Genomic DNA, 19,585 nt, shown 5'->3' with positions numbered 1-19,585 from the left:
ATATTTTATTTAAGATTTGTTGTCTTGTAGTTTGTTACTAATTCATCCGCTAAAATGCGAGTTTCTTTGTCAGTTTCAATAAAATCCTGTAAAGTTGGTGATTTCAAAAAAGACACTTTATTCATACAGTTTTCTATCACATCGCTCATCTGTAGGAAACCAATGCGTTCGTTCAAAAACTCGGCCACTACTACTTCATTGGCGGCATTGATGACACATGGCATGTTTCCTCCTTTTTCTATTGCCAAAAAAGCTAACGCGAGGTTCCTGAAGGTAGTTTTGTCAGGCTGTTCAAATGTCAGTTGAGGATATTGCAAAAAGTCAAAACGCGGAAAATTGCTATTTATTCTTTCCGGATAAGCCAGCGCGTATTGAATTGGTAATTTCATATCAGGCAATCCCATCTGCGCCTTCATTGAACCATCTTTAAACTGAACAATAGAATGAATGACAGATTGCGGGTGAACGATCACGTCGACCTGTGAAACATCGAGGCCGAATAGCCATTTTGCTTCGATCACTTCCAGGCCCTTATTCATCAATGTGGCAGAATCGATGGTTATTTTAGCTCCCATTACCCAATTGGGATGCTTTAAGGCCTCGTTCTTCGTAACGCCAGATAGAAACGCATTGTCCTTTCCCCGAAAGGGTCCACCCGAAGCAGTGAGATATATCTTCTCGATGCGGCTGACATTCTCGCCCACCAGACATTGGAAAATAGCCGAGTGTTCTGAATCGACGGGCAGGATTTTGACATCATGCTCTTTTGCAAGCGATGTTACCAGCTCTCCGGCAACCACAAGTGTTTCCTTATTTGCTAAGGCGATGTCCTTTCCGGCTTTTATCGCCGCTATAGTTGGCTGCAGTCCGGAGAAACCCACCAATGCCGTAAGCACAATATCAATTTCAGGCCGCTGAACAACTTCCACTAAGGCACTTTCACCGCTCAAAACCTTGATAGAAGTTCGTGAAAGCGCAGATTTAACCTCCTGATATTTGCTTTCGTCTGCTATCACGACAGCCAGGGGCAAAAACTCAAGCGCCTGTTCAATTAAGAGAGACGAATTATGTCCGACCGTCAGCACAGACACTTTAAAGAGTCCGGGGTTTTCACGAATTACTTCCAGCGCTTGTGTACCGATACTCCCCGACGAACCTAATATGGCGATATGTTTAATCAAAGTATATATTTTAGCAATGCATCCGCTATTTTCCTGTCGTTAGACAAACGGGCTACTTTATTTTGTCCGCCCAGTTTCCCCTCTTCCCTCATATAATTGCGGAATGCATCTGCTTGTAAATTTCTAATTTTTAATGGCTGTAAAATCTTGCCTTCAATCAGGTCAAAATAGTAAATATTCTTCTCCTGCAAAGCAGCGTCTACTTTCAGGCGAAAAGCTTCGGGATCGGTCGGAGCTTTTGCAAACTCGATAAACCATTCATGATAGGGCAATTCTCCGTTGATGGAATTCACCTGCGGGGCCACCGTAAACTCGGTTATCTCCACTCCTTCCTGCGAAGCAACAGAGAGGAGCGCATGTTCAACTTCTTCTCCAATAACATGCTCTCCAAAGGCTGATATATAGTGCTTTATCCGACCAGAGACTATAATCTTGTACGGGTTTTTAGATACAAACTTAATGGTGTCGCCAATGCTATATCCCCACAGGCCAGCATTCGTATTTAATATCAGTGCGTAGTTTTTATCGAGCTCGACCTCTGCCAGCGAAAGCCTGGTTGGATTTTCGTTAAAGTATTCTTCTGAAGGAATAAATTCATAAAAGATCCCCGCATCGACTAACAACAATAATCCTTTGTCGGTTTGTGAATCCTGGTAAGCAATAAATCCTTCGGATGCTGGATAGGTTTCTATCGAATCGATTTTTTTCCCGATAACCTCTTCCATCCTGGCGCGGTATGGCTCGAAATTAACCCCTCCATATACAAACAGGCTGAAGTTCTTAAAAATATCTTTGATCTTTTTTCCGCCGACTTTTGCAGATAGCTTGTCGAAATACATTTGCACCCATGGCGGTATGCCTGAAATCAGGCGCATATCTTCTTTATAAGTTTCTTCCACTATCGCATCAACTTTTTCCTCCCAATCGTCGATACTATTGGTTTGATACGATGGAAGCCGGTTCTTTTGAAGATAATTGGGAACATGATGGGCAACAATGCCGGACAAGCGCCCGGTTTGAATTCCAGCATGCTCCTTTAAAACAGGACTACCTTGCAGGAAGATCATTTTGCCGTCTACAAAATCTGTTTTGCCGGTCTCATGAATATAGGTCAATAAAGCGTTACGCGCTGCTTTAATATGTTCAGGCATTGACTCCTTAGATATCGGAATGTATTTTACACCGGAAGTTGTTCCTGAAGTTTTAGCGAAATATGCGGGCTTCCCCGGCCACAACACATTAGGCTCGCCATCAACAACACGTTCTATATAGTGTTTCAGCTCTTCATAATCCCGAACAGGAACATGTTTTTTAAAGTCCAGATAAGATGATATTTCTGAAAAATGATGATCCCGGCCAAAAGAGGTAGCTTGTGCATTTCGGATAAGTTTCTTAAACACTTTCTCCTGGGCAGCTACTGCATTCTTCTTCCACTTATTAATCTGCCAAACCGCGAACGCTGCAAAAGGCTTACTTAATGCCGCTTTTATACCCATTCTCTAAATAATATTATCCATCACATCGGGATCCTGATCACCTTTATACTCACTCATCATTATTCGATAAGCAATTGCTAGAGCGACACTTGAGAGAGGAATTATAAAAAAGGAGTTTATAAAGAGCACCACAAGACTTAAACCTAAGAACTCATTATACTCTAAATACAGGTACAAAATGTGAAAGATGGCAAAGAACGATAATAACAATAATATCTTGACAAAATTACCTCTGGTTATTGCAAGACTTAATCGTAAGGCTCTTAACGGCTGTATTTGCCTGTCGATAATAAAATATGGAAAAAACACTACTCTTATCGAAGCAATAAAAATTACAAGAGTAGCTATAGAGATAGCAATTGTAACCGCGTCTTCTTTTGATACTCCCATGTATACCAGTGGTAAGCCGAGCAATGCAAACACAGCAAGGATAATTAAACAGCAGATGATAAAGCTAAGGGTGCCCAGTAGAAAGTTAATCACTTCTGTTGTGGATGGCCAGGCTTTAATTACCGAAACTTCATTTTCTTCTTTATCCAAAGCGTGGAAAATGTACTTAATGATGGTGAGTTGGAAGCCAAAATAGGTAAGAACAAAGATCAGAAGAAAAAGAATGTTAAGTATCGGATGGATATCGTTCAAAAGTGCGGCCAATACCCGTGATATAGTAGGCACGAGAAACAGGAGCAAACACAGACCAACAATGGCGAAGTAATACCTTTTTAAGACAACCCGAGCCAACTGTATAACATCCTTTACAGCGAAGGTACTTTCCTTAAGAAAATCTATCATGAACGTTTAAAAATTATTCTTTTAATAAAATCCTGCATAAATCCCAGTCCATATGCAGTAAGCTGAATAATGGCTGCAAATATGCTTAAAAATGCAACATATAACGATTTGTTTACGCTCCAGGAATGAAAAAATATTAACAGAACATACAGAACCAGGAAAAAGTTGGTTAAAATCGATATCGCATGCTGAAAAACATTTACGAGCAATGTAAAAGCCAGGAATAAGGTAAATAAGGCAGGAAAAAAATGTACAAGCTTTAGTTCGGAGGGAAAGAATTTAAACACGTTTATTCGCGCTCTTCCAAAAAAATGGAGCTGTTTATAGAACTGACTAAAACTTGTCCGTCGCTTATGATAAACAACAGCATCAGGGATGAGGCCAATTTTGAAACCCAGCGAATGAATACGAATACTAAATTCAATATCCTCACCCAATCGGGTTAAAATAAAGCCTTTACTGGCTTCCCATACTTTTCTTGATATCCCCATATTAAAACTGCGGGGATGAAACATGCCCCCAAGGTTTTTCTTGTTGCCGCGAATCCCTCCGGTGGTAAATGGAGAGGTCATCGCATAACTTATCGCTTTTTGTATCGGGGTAAATGAATGGTGCCCCGCGTCAGGTCCGCCGTAAGCGTCGAGCTGATGTTGCAGGATATGGTTATTAACGTTTTGAAGGTAGTCTTCCGGGATCAGGCAGTCCGAATCAAAGACTATAAAATAATTGCCTTTAGCCCGGGCAAAGCCATAGTTTCTGGTAAAGCCCTGCCCCTCGTTCTCTTTAAAAAAATAATTTATTTCGAGCCTGTCTTTGTACGACTCGACAATCTCCTTCGCGGTGATCTTTGAACCGTCTTCGATAACCAGCACCTCGAATTGCGTATACGTTTGCCTTGTGAGCGTATCCAGCAACTCATCAATTTCTTGTGGGCGATTATAAAGCGGGATGATTATTGAAAAAAACACGGGCGAAAAATGTGCAGATGTGCAGATGAATTTATGTGCAGATATGGTGAAGGTTTGTTAGACATGTGCAAATGTATAAATGAAGTTGATGTGCAAATGACTGATGTGCAAATTTATAAATGAATTTGGTAAAGGAGAATTAGTATCAATGAGCGGCGGTGGTGTACATCTTCCGATCCGCATATCTGCCCATCCACCCATCTTTCCGTCTACTAAATCTTCTTCTCTATCTGATAATGATTTCGCTCCGACGAATTTCTCGATACCAATTCGGCAACAAAACCCGTCAAAAACAACTGGAAGCCTACAATAATCGCGACCAAAGCGATATAGAATAAAGGCTGATCAGTGGCATTACGGTATTTTAAGTTCTGGGATATGGCGATTAGCTTTTCGGCAATGAGCCAGATGGTGATAATCAATCCTGTAAAGAAGCTTAACACACCCATCGTACCAAAAAAATGCATAGGTCGCTTTCCGAACTTCCCTACAAAGAAAATGGAAAGTAAATCCAGAAACCCGTTTACAAAACGGCTCATTCCAAATTTGGTAGTACCGTATTTTCTGGGACGATGCTCTACTTCCTGCTCTCCGATTTTCTTAAAACCGGCCCATTTGGCCAACACCGGAATATAGCGGTGCATTTCTCCATAAACTTCGATGTTCTTTACCACGTCTCTGCGATAGGCTTTTAAACCGCAATTAAAATCGTGCAGATTATGGATGCCCGACATATTACGGGTGGCAGAATTAAACAGTTTTGTTGGAATCGTTTTGCTTAGCGGATCGTGCCGTTTCTTTTTCCAGCCTGATACCAGATCATATTTTTCCTGCGTGATCCGCCGGTAGAGTTCGGGAATTTCATCCGGACTGTCCTGCAAATCGGCATCCATGGTAATCACTACATCACCCTGAGCGTCTGCAAACCCAATATTTAAAGCGGCCGACTTTCCGTAATTCCTTCTGAACTTAATCCCCTTCACATTTGAATTTTGGCGCTGAAGTGACTCGATTACTTCCCAGGAGTCGTCGCTACTACCATCGTCAACCAGAATAATTTCGTACGAGAACCCGTTTTCCTCCATCACCCTGCGGTTCCAATCGACCAGTTCGGGCAAAGATTCGGCTTCATTATAAAGTGGAATAACTACGGAAACATCCATCAGGCGCTAAAATTACTATTGTTATGGTCAAATGCCCGGCCAACCTTCGGACTCCTTTTCAAAATATTACCAAAGATAAATGCAACTACAAACAGTATGATGATCAAAAACATCAAATTGGGCAACAATACACTTATCTTACTTACATCAATGGTGTCGAATTGCTGCCTTATGGATTTGACAATATTATTTATGGTATGGGGTTGAAACTTGAGGTTATTTAAGAACTGACCAACTGCATTGGCAAAGTTATTTATTGCCGAGCTCTTGGTTTGATCTGGAATGATTTGAAAACACAATAATCTCCCAAACGAGGAAATTAGATAGGCACACAGGAAAATTATGAAAATCCCCGAGGTTGCCTCCCGTTGGTTCCAATAGCCACCGATTTTATCACGCAGGCGGGTAATAACGCCGATAGCTGCACTTAATGGCAAAATAATGCTTCCGAAAAGATAAGCCAGAAGAACCCAAACCACTGATTCCCTTAACGAAAACACGTATAAGGTGATGATATCTATCACCAGCAGAGTAATTCCTAAAAGTAACCCGTAAAGGAAAGCGTTTTTTCTAAGTGCCTTTAAACTGCTATCCATCAAAAACTACAATTGGTTAAACGAAGCTAACAAGGCATAAACGGGTGCATCAAACTCCGGATCAACACTATTCTTTGTGTAAATGCTCATTTCTTCCTGATCAGGTTCTGGCTGGTAGAAGAAGCTCATAATAGGATAAAACAGATCTTTCAAATCGGAGTGCTCTGGCAATTCATTTGATGCCTTGGCAATATCTTCGATGCTCGACTCCATTAAGATCTGGTTTGCGATCACATCTTCATAAATGCGATGCTCATCTTGAAATTCATCTTCCTCAACTAATAAAAATTCTTTCAGGAAATCTTCAAGTTCTGGCTCAATTTCTTCATCGTGACACTCGCGGATATATAAAAGCACATTAAGAAGCTCGGTACCACGGTCAATAGTTTCTTCCTCGATATCTTCCCACTCTTTAGAATCGAGATAATCTTCTTCAAGCTTTTTAACATCCTCTGCAAAGAAGTTGATCATCATAAGGTCGAAGAAAACCTCGCGCAAGAAATCCAGTTTCGGCTCGTCATCAAATGCCTCATCCATCAGGGATACTTTTTCCATAAAGGGTGCCTCCAGATTAAAGACATCTATCACCCGCTTTGTAAAATCCTGTACCGATGATTTACTTACCTCGGAATATTTCTCTAACGAAGCTTTTATAGCTTTTTCTACCTGTATATCCATTCTAAAAATTGTTAAACACTTGCGCCTTATTACAGGCCAAAAACACTTTTCCTTTTAAACTTTGATTGAAGAAGGGGGAATTTGAGGCTTTAGACCTATTTGTAGTATTATCAAATATCCATTCTGAGTCGAGATCAAAAAGCACCAAATTTGCGTCCTCTCCTTCTTCGAAAGAAGGAACTGGAAGATTCAGTATCTCCCTGGGTTTTATAGCCAGCTTCTCTACAATGTTTTCGGGTGGCAGGCCTGCCTTTACAAGCAATGGGAGAACTGTTTGCAGCCCTATAATGCCGAACGAAGCAATTTCGAACTCAACTTCCTTAAACTCTATTTCGTGAGGGGTGTGCTGAGACACTATGGCATCGATTGTGCCGTCTTTGATCCCTTTTAAAAGCGCTAAAACGTCGGAAGACGCACGCAAAGGGGGTTTTACTTTATAATTGCTGTCGAATTCGGTTAAAGCCTCATCGGTTAAAGTGAGGTGATGAGCCGCCACATCACAACTCACTTTCAATCCCTTTTTCTTTGCTTTGCGGATTAAATCAACGCTGCCCGCCGAAGATATGGTGCTGAAATGTATGGGGCAGTCGTTATATTCGGCGAGGTATAGATCCCTCGAAATATGAACCTCTTCTGCTAAAGCCGGAATTCCTTTCATCCCAAGATAGGTACTTACTGTTCCCTCGTTCATCTTTCCTTTACCAGCGATTGATGAATCTTCCGGAAAAGAAAAAACAAGTCCGTCGAATCCCTTTGCATAAAGCAAAGCTCTGCTCATAAGGCCCGAGTCGGTTACAGGTCTGGTTCCATCGCTAAAGGCAATCGCTCCAGACAAACGCATATCGTAAAGTTCTGCAAGGTCTTTACCTTCCCTGTTATGTGAAATACTTCCTACAGGATAAACATCTGTTATAAAGTCCTTAGTACGATTAACAATGTATGAAACTTCGGACTTCGAATGTATCACCGGATTGGTAGAAGGTTGTATAGCCACACCGGTAAAACCGCCCGCAATGGCTGCGGCAGCCCCGCTGATAAGATCTTCCTTTGTTTCAAAACCTGGCTCGCCAAAGTTTGCGTTTAAATCCAGAAAACCCGGAGACAAATATTTGCCCTTCCCGTCAATAACAACCACATCGTCTTTGGCAATGATCTTGTCCGAAAGCCCTGCTATTTTGCCGTCCTTTATCAGTACATCAGCTAATTTATTATTAAACTTTGAGGCAGGATGAAGAATGGTTACCGAACGGATAAGTATGGGTTTCATCAAATTCTTGGTTTTGATTCTCTGGCTTTATAAAACCTGGTAAGTAACACTTCAATCCCCAGGAAAACCAGCGCCAAAATTAGACAAAGTTTCCACAATTGGAGGCCATTATTTGCAGCTTTTATCGCATTTTGTATTGAACCGCGGCCCGGGTCAAAAATATCGGCCTTTCTATCCGAAAATTGTCTACTTAGTTCGTCTTTGCTAAGATAACTCAGGTCAGACTCAAGCCGATTATCATTAAATGCAAACATCGACAAAACACTATCCCCTCTAAGCAACTGATACAGACCTTTTTCTTTGATCTGGTCGGAAATAAACAGGCGGGTACCATTTTCGGAGGATCTCATATCAGGAATCGCCTCAAAAGTTCCTCTTTTAAGTTTCAATGTTTGATTAGCAGACAACGTAATTTTATTGAATTCCAGGAACTGATCTTTTCCTAAAGTATAAAACAACCTATTGTCGCGCAGGCTTAAAAACGCTGCCTGATACATAATAGGCACAAACACAGAGTGCCGGACAAAATTGCTCGATTCCTCGCTTAGCTGCACCGCTGAAAGATAGACTTTTCCTTTCCCTATACTATACTGACTCAGAAAAGGCCTTCCAGGGCTTGAAAGTATATTTTGCTTGCTCGTACGGCTTGCATTACCGTATTGGACAGACTTTTTAGCAACTGGTAAGTCGAGCCTGTTAGGCGTGTGAGAAAAGACTCCTCTAAAAACAGGATGTTGTAAATTGATCGCGGTAACCTTAAGTTCCTGATTTGATATCGATTGGGGGACATCGGTACCTAGGGTCTGTGTTAGTGTGCGTAATCCTGTCAAATCTTCGTCCAATGAAGGAAAGATCATTAAACTTCCACCATTTTGAACGTAGGTTTTCAGCTGTGCCGCCAAGCCGGCGCTAACTGCCGATGTACCGGATAACACGATCAAAGGGCGACTGGAAAGCTGTGAATAGTCAATACTCCCCGTAGAAGTACTTTGGTAATTGAAAAAAGGTTCCGCGGTATATAAAGCCCTGACGTATGGGCTTTCCGTTTGCTCGTAGATAGAAAGCACCGACATTCCGCGCCGAACATTAAAGGTGAAGAAAAAGTTATCGTCGAAAACAACCGGATAGTCGGTTATACTCACCTCTCCCCTTTTCCAACCCGGATTTAAGCCGCTAAACGACAGCGTGTCTTTGCTGGTGGCCCGAGGCTCCACATTTAAACTACCCAGAGCCTTGGGTTTGCCGTCGATTAATACTTTCAGCGGAATATTAGCGGCCCTTTTATCCGAATTATTCCTGAGCTGGACTACCAGCCGTTCTGTTTCATTCTGACGGTGAACCGGAGAAACAAACCATACCGAGTCGACGGAAATATTTGGAAGCTCATTGGCTTGCAGGCGAACAAAACGAAGAGCTATACTCGTATCGGCTTTTATTTTTTGGGAAGGGCTGATGTTTTTTTGAAAATCTGAGATAACGTAAATGGTTTTAGCGGCGTTCGGTTCAACTGAAAAAACTTCCTGTTGACGGCTGACAACCTGCTGGAGATTTTTATTCAAACTACTTATTCTCACGTCTTCTACCGCTTGCACAAAATCTTCGTACGACAGCAAACGCTGATGCTTTCCCTCAAAATCGTTTGTTAACAGCTGAAACTTATCATTGATATTATACGCTGCGGCAATTTCCCTTGCACGTCTTTTCGCTTCATCCAGCAAGCTGCCCTCTTTATTAAGGGTTTCCATACTGTAGGAGTTATCGATATAAATACTGATCGCATTTTGCTGATAAGGATTACTTTCCTCTTCTCCTTGCGGGATGTACGGCCGTGCAAAAGCAAATACAAGAAAGATGATTGTCAGAATTCGTACAGCGAGCAGAAGCAAATTTTTAAGGTTTCTGCTCGAAGAGGTTTGTTGTTGAATTTCCCGAAGAAAAGAAACATTGCTGAAATATACTCTCTTAAACTTTCGGAAATTGAACAAGTGAATAATTACCGGAATGGCGATAAAGGAAAGTGCGAACAGAAAACCTGGAAAAAGGAATCTCATTAAAGACCAAATTTAAGATTTAGGTTTAATAACCTGATTTAAATATTCAATTAACGGTTTTATAGTGATATTGATACATAAACACAGTTTTCGCCCCAGCCACTGTATCAAATACAATACACTTTTTAGATAAGTTTCTAATTAAAAGGCAGCTTTTAGCTTTGGCATTATCTTAGTATAGGTGGAGATATAAAAATAAATTATATGAAAAGAACTCAGAACCTTACCGAAGATTTATTAAAACAATTTGATAAAGAATTAAGAGCAATCATCATGTACGATTTGAAACAATTCAAATTAAATAATGGCAAATTCTTAGGCAATAACGCGGGCAAAAACCAGGATAAAGACCTACTGGTTGCCTGATCTACATATATAATTTTTTCATCTACCTATAAAAAAAGAGCATGGTTTCTAAGCCACGCTCTTTTTTATATCCAGTCTCGCTATTAAGTAGCTTATTACAAGTCCCCCATAAAACTTTTTACTATATTAGATTCCGGCAACACCTCTTTGGTTTTTCGCACCACACTAATCTTAATCAGATATTTATGAGACATTAGCGTAGTCTATCACCAGTCTATACCCGCACTATGTCCTATGCACCATATATTCAGGGCTGTGTTTTCACCAAGAGCAAATAATCTGGAAGGTAATTTGAAAAATGTTCAAGGCACAAGGATACCGGCGACTCATGATCTCGAACACTGCGGGAGCATATCCCCTTCTCTAATTGGAAAATTTACGTAGTTTTGCGGCAAGGTAGCACGCCTTCACAGGCTGCTTTAATAGGGAATCCGGTGCAAGTCCGGAACAGTCTCCGCTGCTGTAACCTCAAAAAGACATACTACAATATGCCACTGTCCGGATAACGGGATGGGAAGGCTGTAGTTATGAGGAAGTCAGAAGACCTGCCGATTAATTTTCACCATGCTTTCGGAAGAAAGGCTCGAAAAATATGATTATAAAAAACAGGATTTACAGCTCTCCGGGGCTCGGAATTACTTTTCGGCTCTATCTATCACTTGCAGCTTTTCTGGCATCCGGGCTTCTTTGGATGGCAAGCTGCCAGCAATCGCAACACCGTCAAACTTTAAGAGAGAACGGCCAGAGTAAGATCACTTCTGGCAGAACCGAGATCAAATACGCTAAAGGTTTTGATATCGAGTACTTCGACACATATAAGCTTATCAAAGTTTTCAACCACAGCGCGAATAGTGTCGATACCATTAAATACGCATTGGTACCAACAGGCAATGCCGCTCCCAAAGGCTTTACAAAATCACGCGTAATTGAAATTCCGGTTAAAGAACTTGTTGGTATGTCTTCATTACAGATCGCTATGGCCGACTTTGTAGACTCGCCGGATATTTTAAAAGGCCTTGCCAGTTTAAAATATGTTACATCTCCCAAAGTACGGCAAAATATAAAGTCGGGGAAAGTGATTGAGGTTGGAGAAGAAGGAACCATTAACAAGGAGGCTATCATCGCTATGAAACCCGGTCTTGTGATGGCTATGGGCAACCCCAGCGCGAGCTTTAAGCGATACCAAACATTGGTCGACGCCGGGGTTCCGGTATTGCTGGTTTCGGAGTGGCTCGAAAACACGCCGCTTGGACGTGCGGAATGGGTAAAATTGATGGCCGCTTTGGTGAATAAAGAAGAGTTGGTGAATAAAAAGTTCGGGTTGATAGAGAAAGAGTATATAAGACTGGCTCAGCTCGGTCGTAATGCAGTAATGAAGCCTCATATCATCGTAGGCATGCCTTATAAAGGATCATGGTTTGTGCCCGATGGAACCAGTTTTATGACCCGATTTTTTAAAGATGCCGGAGCATCTTATAACTGGTACGATGTTAAAGGTACAGGTAGCATGGGAATGACCTTCGAGAGTGTTGCTCCAATTGCACTGAAGGCAGATTATTGGATCAATTCCGGAACTGCTCATAGCAAAGCCGATATTGCCGCGCTTGATGTGCGATATACTTACTTCAAACCTTATAAAAACAATACTATTTATAACTTCAACAAAAAAGTAAATGACTTGGGTTCAAATGATTACTGGGAGTCGGGTGTAGTAAACCCTCACATCGTGTTATCCGATCTGATTAAAATTCTTCATCCTGGAATCTTACCACATCACGAATTGGTGTATTACAAACAAATAAAGTAATGCCGGAATCAAGCACCTTTAATGACCAGTATCTTAGCGGCCGGCTTAGCCCTTTTAAAAAACTGATCATCAGCCTGTTAATCCTGTTTCTTTTCATCTTTTTTATCCTTGACATTGCGCTTGGGTCGGTTTCGATCCCCTTCCTGGATGTTATAAAGGTTATATTTTCCACCGGCTCGGTCGATGAAACCTGGGTGTATATCGTCGAAAAGATTCGTGTTCCGAAAGCGATCACTGCTGTTCTGGTGGGATGTGGTCTGTCGGTAAGCGGGCTTCAGATGCAGACCCTTTTCCGCAATCCACTGGCAGGCCCTTCGGTTCTGGGAATTACAGCAGGAGCCAGCCTCGGTGTAGCCCTGATCATGCTTTCAGCGGGCAGCGTTACGAGTTTATACACTATCCAGGAGCTTGGCCTAAACGGCAGCTGGCTCATCATTGTCGCCTCATCATTAGGTGCAGCAATGATTATGGTCGTCATTCTGGCAATTTCATCCTCATTAAAAGATAATGTTGTTATGCTGATTGTGGGGGTGATGATCGCTAATATTACACTCTCAATCATTAGCATCTGGCAATACTTTAGCGCCCCCGATCTGATAAAAGAATATCTCCTCTGGACGTTTGGCTCACTGGAAGGGGTTACCGAGCAGCATCTGTATGTTCTGATCCTGGCTGTTTTAGCTGGCCTGATCATCTCCATCGCATCCTCAAAATTACTCGACGCCCTGCTCCTTGGCGAAAACTACGCCCGGAGCATGGGCCTTACCGTGAACAGGGCACGGATTATTATCATTTGCAGTACCAGCATTCTGGCGGGAAGCATTACCGCGTTTTGCGGCCCTATTGGCTTTATTGGCATTGCGGTACCGCACCTGGCACGCTCGCTTTTTAACACGTCCAATCACCGTATACTCATTCCCGGCTGCTGTTTGATAGGCACCGCACTCATGCTTATCTGTGATATAATTTCGCAAATACCAGGTACTCAAACCACCCTTCCCATAAACGTTATTACTGCATTAATTGGCTCACCTGTTGTTATCTGGGTGATTATCAGCCGTAACAATTTAAGAGGTTTCTGATGGAGGATTTTCTGTTACATACCTCAGACCTGTCGGTGGGCTACAAATCGGGCAATACACAAAAAAGCGTAGCCGGGCCTCTCAATCTAACAATGAAAGCCGGTGAGCTAATTTGCCTTCTTGGACCCAACGGCGCGGGTAAATCCACGTTAATTCGTACGCTCGCAGGTTTGCAGCCTGCGCTGAATGGTATCGTCAAAATCGACACCGAAAATGTGGCGAAGCTGAAACCCTCTCAGCTGGCAAAAAAACTTAGCCTGGTTCTTACGGATTCGGTTAAAGCAGGAAACCTTGATGTTTTCTCACTCGTTTCTCTGGGCAGATACCCTTACTCCGGCTGGCTTGGCGGTTTGAGTAAAGAAGACAAAAAGATCGTTAAATGGGCCATCGAGTCTGCCCATGTGGAGATGTTCGTGAATAGAAAAGTGAGCCAGCTAAGCGATGGAGAGTGCCAGAAAGTAATGCTTGCCCGCGCACTGGCACAGGATACGCCTGTAATTATTTTAGATGAACCCACCGCACATCTAGACTTGCCCAGCCGCATAGAACTGATGCGGCTTCTGCATCAGTTGGCAAAAGAAACCAGCAAAGGCATCTTGATCTCTACCCATGAGCTGGACTTGGCGCTGCAGGTGGCCGACCAGATCTGGCTGTTAAAAAAGGACGGTTCGGTAGCCGTAGGCTCTCCGGAAGAATTGGTTTTAAATGGAATCTTCGAATCTGCTTTCGATAAAGCCGGAGTTCTGTTTGATAAGTCGACAGGAACTTTCAACATCCATCAAAATACCGGAAAATCTGTCTTTTTGGAAGGAAACGGAGCAGCTGCTTTCTGGACGAAGCGCGCCTTATTGCGACACGGCTATAGCCTTACAGATTCAGCATCAGCCCTGCTTTCGGCAGAAGTAAGGGATACACAAGAAGGTACGACATGGCTTATCAAATCGGGCGATACCATTGAAAAGCGTGATACCATGGAAGACTTTTTACTTCTGCTGCGTTCTCGTTGAATATCTTCTGGAGCTAATGCCTTACACAAACCTTCGCCTATGTTTCTTTACCGACAAAAAACATAAGCTCACCGACTTATTGCTACAGCCTGCCTAATATATATTGTAGTATCCCTTCCAACTTTCAAACTTTGACCAACCAATCCAAACATAAAACAATGAAAACCAAGGCTCTGCTCCTATTCACGCTCCTGATATCCGCTGCAAACACCCCGGCTCTATCTCAAATTAAAACAGATTATCAATTAACAGGCAGTATTACCGATTCTACCTCCAAGAAAGCGCTCGACTACGTTACGGTTAGCTTAAAAACAGAGAAGAATGTCCCGGTGAAAGTTGCTCTGACAAATCAGGACGGATCATTCGCATTTAACTCCCTGAAACCGCAAAAATATTTGCTATCCATCATTGCTGTAGGTTACTCTGCGAAAACCATAGCGGTCGACCTCAGCGACAGCTCCCAAAACAAACATAATCTTGGAGCAATAAATCTTGTTAAAGGGGCAAATAAACTTAAAGAGGTAACCATTACTGGCGACAAGCCAATAATGACTCAGGAAATTGATAGGATCGCGTACAATTTGCAGGCAGACCCTGAAAGTAAGGGATCAAATGTGCTCGAAATGATGCGGAAAGTACCTCTGCTTTCGGTAGATGCGGAAGATAATATCCAGTTGAAGGGCGATGGCAATTATAAAATCTTAATTAATGGAAAGCCATCGAGTATGATGGAGCGTAATCCGAAAGACGTGCTAAGAAGCATGCCGGCTTCGAGCATAGAAAAAATTGAGGTGATAACCACTCCTCCGGCAAAATACGATGCAGATGGCTTAACGGGTATCATTAATATTATCACAAATAAAAAAGTTGATAACGGCTATAACGGCAGCGTCAACCTCAACGAACGCTTTCCGGTAGGGGGACCCGGAATCGGAGGTTCGTTTACCATTAAGCAAGGTAAGTTTGGAACATCAGGATACGGAGGCGGCAGCTTATATAACTCGCCCTCTACCACAAACACTAACAACCGGTTTGCCACAACCAGCAGCAGCACACTTCTTCAAAACAGTCTGAGAGAATCCGACAGTCGCAGTGGTTATTTTGGTGGCGAATTAAGTTATGAGATTGACAGCCTGAACCTTATTTCCGGACAGTTTAATATCAACGGAAACCATAATAAAGGGAACAGTAATCAACACTCTGTTTTAAAAGAAGACGATGTAGTTAAACAAAATTATCGCTTACTGAATGGTAACACCGGGACGGGTCGCGGAGTTGATGCCGCTTTAAATTATCAGCTGGGATTCAAATCTAACAAAAACCGGCTTCTTACTCTTTCTTACAGATTTTTCAGCTTCAGTAATGATCAGTTCAGCAACCTGAATGTTGACGAATCTGCCTCGTATATCCAACCAGATTACAAACAAAAAAACAAAGGGCAGTCGTCTGAGCAAACATTCCAGATAGACTATACACATCCGGCAAAGAAGTTAACAATTGAAGCGGGAGTGAAAGGGATACTAAGGGATAATCAAAGCGACTTTAGGTACGATACGCTTAATACTAACGGCTCCTTTGTTACGGACGAAGAACTGAGCAACAAATTCAAGAATGAGCAACGTGTTTTGGGTGTATATAACTCGTATCAATACAATCTCAAAGACTGGGGATTTAAAGGCGGATTGAGGTTAGAGCAAACGCTGATCGAGGCGGATTTTATATCGAGCGAGTCTCAGCTGGAAAAGAGCTTTTTAAACCTGATTCCGTCTGTCTCAATCAATAGAAAACTAAAGAATATGACAAGCTTGACTTTGGGATTCTCACGGAAAATAAAACGTCCTGGAATTTATCAGCTAAACCCATTTGTAGACAAATCGAATCCCAATTTCCATTCGAGCGGCAACCCGAATTTGCGTCCTGCATCAGCTAGCGGCATCGAGCTGAAATTCAGCAAGTTTAAAAAAGGATCTTTTAATGCTGGCCTGAGTTACGAATTCTATAACAAACTTATAATGCCTATATCGACATTGGATCTGGCGACTAATATCACACGCTCATCGTTTGGCAATACTGGCAAAGCAAGAGTTATCGGTGCTAATCTTAATGTAAATTATCCTCTTACCAAAAAGTGGAACCTGACTATTAACGGCCAGGCCGGCTTCGGAAAAGTAAGCGCAATAGTGAACGATCAGCATGTAGAAAATCAGGGATTAATGTATTATATATCTGGCTCCACGGGCTACCGGTTTGAAAAAGGCTGGCGCATAAATGCCAACATGAATATGAACGGGCCGAATTTATCCCTGCAGGGAACGTCTAACCGCTTCATAGGGTCATCATTTAGCATAAATAAAGATATTGTGAAGGATAAACTGTCGTTTTCGGCAGCGGCTAATAATCCTTTTGCGAAATACCGTTATTACATCAGCGAAACCAATGGCAATAACTTTACGCAGGAAAGCAATAACCAAAGCTACCTCAGAAGCTTTTCTACAAGCCTGAATTACAAATTCGGCAAATTAAAAACCGGTTTGAAGAAAAACAAAAAGGGAATTATTAATGATGATACTGGCGGCGGAATGGGCGGGGGATAACCCAGAAATAAGAAAGGGTTTAAGCTCGACACTTAAACCCTTTCTTATTAATTCATCTGAGCCAAAATTTTTGTTAGTGTGTGAATAGTGACCGGCTTGCAAACAAAATCGGTTATTTCTTCTACCTCTCTTGCCCTCTTAATCTCATTCTCATTCACGGTAGAGCTTATCATGTAGATAGTAATTTTCTTATCGATCCTGATCTTAAGCTTTTTAAACTCTTTAATGAATTGCCAGCCATTGGTTACGGGCATGTTCAGATCCAGTAAGATAAGTTCGGGTAAAAGGCTTGACTGATGGATCCACTGGTCGAAATAATTAAGCGCTACACTACCATTTTCAAAATATACTGTCCGGTCTGTAAGCTCAACACTTTCTAAAAGTTTTTTTAAAGCGAGGACATACATTTCATCGTCGTCAATTACGGCCAGGTCGATTTTTTTCATTCTTGATAAACGCAGATATCTGCTTTAAATTGGTTGCTAAACTTCTATAACTCAGCGGTTATTACGGCATCACCTCAAAAAGGTTGCAGCGATAATTCAGGATATAAAAAAAGCACCAGCTTTTGGCTGATGCTTGTAAGATTTTAAAATAAAGTATTGATTATATAACCTTTACATTTACTGCGTTCAAACCTTTTTTTCCACGTTCTACTTCGTATTCAACGGTATCGTTTTCACGAATGTTGTCAACTAAACCTGAAGAATGAACAAAGATGTCTGCTTCTCCTGTGGATGGTACGATGAAACCGAAACCTTTAGTTTCATTGAAAAATTTTACTGTTCCTTTTTGCATTATAAAATTGTTAAAAATCAAATGTCGGCAATATAATTGAAAACAAGGATTTTTTTATTTTTTATATTTTTCCGGCAAAACTAAAAAAGAGAGCCGCTGCGATCAAACAGCGTGGCAATTAGTTCTGTTATTGAAGCAAAAGAACATTATGTCAGCCTGGAAAAAAGTATTCTCCGATTCCATTAACCTGCTCGAAGCCAAATATGACGATCTAAGGTTCGACCTGAAGAGAAAACTCGGACTAAACGATCCCGTTCAAATTATCCCGTACCGCAGTTATGGTACTGTAAACCGGCTGTATCTAAAAGGCAGAGTTTTAGAAGATAAAAAGATAGCCGCTTCAGGCGATAAAGATACTATCCTAAATAACCTGGTAAATATGTACAAGCGCTTCGAAAGCGATGAAGTACCGAATGCTGTGTTAAAAGTAGATTTTCAGGATCAAACCCATCAGTTAGTAACCGACGACGAGGGCTATTATATGATCAATCTGGAGCCTACTTTCCCTATCGAAACCACAGACATCTGGCATACGTTAGAAATAGAACTGGAAAATGCCCCAATCCCATTCATACCAGGCTTAAAAGCGGTATCAGAAGTACTTGTCCCTCCTTCAGACGCCGAATATGGGATCATCAGCGACATAGATGACACCATCGTTGAGACCTCGGCAACAAACGTACTGGCCATGTCGCGTACAGTCTTTCTGCATAATGCGCGTACGCGCCTTCCCTTTGCCGGGGTATCGGCATTTTACAAATCTTTACAGCTGGGCAGAAATGGTAAACGTAACAATCCGTTTTTCTACGTTTCAAGCAGTCCCTGGAATATGTACGACCTGTTAAAAGAGTTTATGGATCTGAATGAAATTCCGGCCGGACCGCTGTTATTACGTGATTTTGGATTGCAGGAAAATAAGTTCTTTAGTAGCGGTGGGCATATGGGTCACAAGTTCAAAGAAATTGAGAATATTTTGCTGACTTACCCAACTCTGAATTTTGTTTTAATTGGCGATAGCGGGCAAGAAGATCCCTCCATTTATCGCGAAGTTGTAAAACAATATCCCGGCAGGATTTTGGCGATCTATATCCGGGACGTACAATTACTGGAAAGAGAACAGATTGCTCTCAAGATTAAAGAAGAGCTTAGTAAGGATAAAGTGGATATGCTGATTCTCGATAACGCCGAGGAAGCTGCAGAACATGCCGCCAGTATTGGACTGATTTTCGAGGAAGCTATCCCGGAAATCGCGACCGAGAAGGAACAGGACAAAGGGCAAGCGCCAGGGAAAGAAGAGGCAAAAATTATTGAATAGCTATTTTCCGGGAAAACATCCGGTCCACAGACCAGGAGCCGCCTCCTTTTATTATTAAGAAGATGCTACCTAATAACATCGACCAGTCGGTGCGACTGTCGTGAAACATTTTCCAGATTCCTTCATCCGCTACTATTGGGAGCTTGGTTACAGATATCGCCGTGATCATAATTACGATTAATGGCAGCGAGGCCAAGCGGGTAAGGAATCCTAAAAGTATCAAGGTTCCGCAAAGTATTTCGAAGCTACCCACCAGACCTCCCAGGAGCGCCGGCTCTGGTAAGCCGATCTTTTCAAATCGTCCGGCACCTACGTCGCCTGGAAAGAGAAATTTTTGAATGCCTTCCGACAGAAAAACCGCACCCACCATTAGTCTGATGATTATAGTAGTCTTAGAATCATCTGCGCGTAAAATACGATACAC

The 19,585-nt window shown here is 42.0% G+C and carries 18 protein-coding genes and 1 riboswitch; of the genes, 6 read left to right on the top strand and 12 right to left on the bottom strand.

Translation table 11 applies throughout. From position 1 onward, the window contains the following. Positions 1–5: 5 nt before the first annotated feature. The 9 genes from J3P43_RS17025 to J3P43_RS16985 all read right to left on the bottom strand — a co-directional run bounded on the left by J3P43_RS17025 (position 6) and on the right by J3P43_RS16985 (position 10,192). Positions 6–1,178: a 1-deoxy-D-xylulose-5-phosphate reductoisomerase gene (locus J3P43_RS17025; protein ID WP_255905106.1), complete on the bottom strand. Its 1,173-nt coding sequence runs from the start codon at positions 1,176–1,178 to the stop codon at positions 6–8. Next, the gene (locus J3P43_RS17020; RefSeq protein WP_255904698.1) at positions 1,178–2,677 is read right to left on the bottom strand and encodes a GH3 auxin-responsive promoter family protein; all 1,500 of its coding nucleotides are present in this window, start codon (positions 2,675–2,677) and stop codon (positions 1,178–1,180) included. Before J3P43_RS17020 ends, J3P43_RS17025 begins: the two co-directional genes overlap by 1 nt. A gap of 3 nt (positions 2,678–2,680) precedes the next feature. Beyond that, positions 2,681–3,469, bottom strand: coding sequence for a beta-carotene 15,15'-monooxygenase (locus tag J3P43_RS17015; RefSeq protein ID WP_255904696.1), 789 nt, complete (start codon positions 3,467–3,469; stop codon positions 2,681–2,683). Then, complete coding sequence (locus tag J3P43_RS17010) at positions 3,466–4,437, bottom strand: glycosyltransferase family 2 protein (protein ID WP_255904694.1); 972 nt, start codon at positions 4,435–4,437, stop codon at positions 3,466–3,468. The genes J3P43_RS17015 and J3P43_RS17010 overlap by 4 nt, the downstream gene beginning before the upstream one ends. 212 nt (positions 4,438–4,649) lie before the next feature. Beyond that, positions 4,650–5,600: a glycosyltransferase family 2 protein gene (locus J3P43_RS17005; RefSeq protein WP_255904692.1), complete on the bottom strand. Its 951-nt coding sequence runs from the start codon at positions 5,598–5,600 to the stop codon at positions 4,650–4,652. After that, the gene (locus tag J3P43_RS17000; RefSeq protein WP_255904690.1) at positions 5,600–6,196 is read right to left on the bottom strand and encodes a DUF4199 family protein; all 597 of its coding nucleotides are present in this window, start codon (positions 6,194–6,196) and stop codon (positions 5,600–5,602) included. The genes J3P43_RS17005 and J3P43_RS17000 overlap by 1 nt, the downstream gene beginning before the upstream one ends. A gap of 6 nt (positions 6,197–6,202) precedes the next feature. Next, positions 6,203–6,874, bottom strand: coding sequence for a hypothetical protein (locus J3P43_RS16995; RefSeq protein ID WP_255904688.1), 672 nt, complete (start codon positions 6,872–6,874; stop codon positions 6,203–6,205). 1 nt (position 6,875) lies between these two features. Then, a complete protein-coding gene (locus tag J3P43_RS16990; protein ID WP_255904686.1) occupies positions 6,876–8,141 on the bottom strand; it encodes a dihydroorotase in 1,266 nt (421 codons plus the stop codon). After that, positions 8,141–10,192, bottom strand: a complete 2,052-nt coding sequence (locus J3P43_RS16985) for a BatA domain-containing protein (protein ID WP_255904684.1) — start codon at positions 10,190–10,192, stop codon at positions 8,141–8,143. Before J3P43_RS16985 ends, J3P43_RS16990 begins: the two co-directional genes overlap by 1 nt. A 204-nt stretch (positions 10,193–10,396) precedes the next feature. Here J3P43_RS16985 and J3P43_RS16980 point away from each other — a divergent pair, with 204 nt between their 5' ends. From J3P43_RS16980 to J3P43_RS16960, 5 genes are all read left to right on the top strand, one after another. Continuing rightward, entirely contained in the window at positions 10,397–10,558 is a 162-nt protein-coding gene (locus J3P43_RS16980) for a hypothetical protein (RefSeq protein WP_255904682.1), read from the top strand. Positions 10,559–10,930: 372 nt separating this feature from the next. Beyond that, positions 10,931–11,125, top strand: a riboswitch (cobalamin riboswitch). A gap of 25 nt (positions 11,126–11,150) precedes the next feature. Beyond that, positions 11,151–12,365: an ABC transporter substrate-binding protein gene (locus tag J3P43_RS16975; protein WP_255904680.1), complete on the top strand. Its 1,215-nt coding sequence runs from the start codon at positions 11,151–11,153 to the stop codon at positions 12,363–12,365. Further along, positions 12,365–13,447, top strand: coding sequence for an iron chelate uptake ABC transporter family permease subunit (locus tag J3P43_RS16970; protein WP_255904678.1), 1,083 nt, complete (start codon positions 12,365–12,367; stop codon positions 13,445–13,447). The genes J3P43_RS16975 and J3P43_RS16970 overlap by 1 nt, the downstream gene beginning before the upstream one ends. After that, complete coding sequence (locus J3P43_RS16965) at positions 13,447–14,454, top strand: ABC transporter ATP-binding protein (RefSeq protein ID WP_255904676.1); 1,008 nt, start codon at positions 13,447–13,449, stop codon at positions 14,452–14,454. The genes J3P43_RS16970 and J3P43_RS16965 overlap by 1 nt, the downstream gene beginning before the upstream one ends. Positions 14,455–14,612: 158 nt before the next feature. Next, positions 14,613–17,048: a TonB-dependent receptor gene (locus J3P43_RS16960; protein WP_255904674.1), complete on the top strand. Its 2,436-nt coding sequence runs from the start codon at positions 14,613–14,615 to the stop codon at positions 17,046–17,048. Positions 17,049–17,095: 47 nt separating this feature from the next. Here J3P43_RS16960 and J3P43_RS16955 read toward each other — a convergent pair whose 3' ends face one another. Together J3P43_RS16955 and J3P43_RS16950 are read right to left on the bottom strand one after the other, a co-directional pair. Beyond that, positions 17,096–17,494: a response regulator gene (locus tag J3P43_RS16955; protein ID WP_255904672.1), complete on the bottom strand. Its 399-nt coding sequence runs from the start codon at positions 17,492–17,494 to the stop codon at positions 17,096–17,098. Between the two features lie 160 nt (positions 17,495–17,654). Next, positions 17,655–17,846, bottom strand: coding sequence for a cold-shock protein (locus J3P43_RS16950; RefSeq protein ID WP_255904670.1), 192 nt, complete (start codon positions 17,844–17,846; stop codon positions 17,655–17,657). A 148-nt stretch (positions 17,847–17,994) separates the two neighbouring features. Between J3P43_RS16950 and J3P43_RS16945 the strand changes: the two genes are divergently transcribed. After that, positions 17,995–19,161, top strand: coding sequence for an App1 family protein phosphatidate phosphatase (locus J3P43_RS16945; protein ID WP_255904668.1), 1,167 nt, complete (start codon positions 17,995–17,997; stop codon positions 19,159–19,161). On the opposite strand, the gene J3P43_RS16940 is transcribed toward J3P43_RS16945, so the two are convergent. Continuing rightward, positions 19,151–19,585 (bottom strand): DoxX family protein, encoded by a 435-nt coding sequence (locus tag J3P43_RS16940; RefSeq protein WP_255904666.1) that lies wholly within the window; start codon positions 19,583–19,585, stop codon positions 19,151–19,153. The two genes, J3P43_RS16945 and J3P43_RS16940, sit on opposite strands and share 11 nt — an antisense overlap.

Source organism: Paradesertivirga mongoliensis, from assembly GCF_024436395.1.
GTDB lineage: Bacteria > Bacteroidota > Bacteroidia > Sphingobacteriales > Sphingobacteriaceae > Paradesertivirga > Paradesertivirga mongoliensis.
This window is presented reverse-complemented; position numbering and strand designations above follow the sequence as displayed.